Origin of the sequence: Treponema sp. JC4 (assembly GCF_000260795.1) — a bacterium.
Classification (GTDB): domain Bacteria; phylum Spirochaetota; class Spirochaetia; order Treponematales; family Treponemataceae; genus Treponema_D.
On record NZ_AJGU01000142.1, the window covers coordinates 1 to 329 of the forward strand.

At 39.2% G+C, this 329-nt stretch carries 2 tRNA genes; both read right to left on the bottom strand.

Annotated features, from left to right (window positions below):
• Positions 1-118: 118 nt before the first annotated feature.
• Positions 119-192: transfer RNA gene (locus tag MSI_RS13660), tRNA-Ile, on the bottom strand.
• A 5-nt stretch (positions 193-197) separates the two neighbouring features.
• Positions 198-271: transfer RNA gene (locus tag MSI_RS13665), tRNA-Ala, on the bottom strand.
• Between the last annotated feature and the right edge of the window lie 58 nt (positions 272-329).

The following is a 329-nucleotide window of genomic DNA, read 5'->3' on the forward strand; positions in this document are numbered from 1 at the left end:
AAACATAATAAACGCCTTCATCATATCTTAAAAATCATTCCTGATTTCTAATCTACGCTCCATCCCTCGTTATTTCAAAAAACAGTTTGTATCTCATTTTCTTCATTTAAGAAGAAGATGGGACAGATAAGAGTTGAACTTATGACCCCCGCCTTATCAGAGCGGTGCTCTAACCAACTGAGCTACTGTCCCTTTAGTGGAGAATAGGGGATTTGAACCCCTGACATTCGGCTTGCAAAGCCGACGCTCTAGCCAACTGAGCTAATTCCCCATTGACCTGTTTAACAGGATAAAGAAAGAAAGAAAAAACAAGTAAGAAATTGACTACT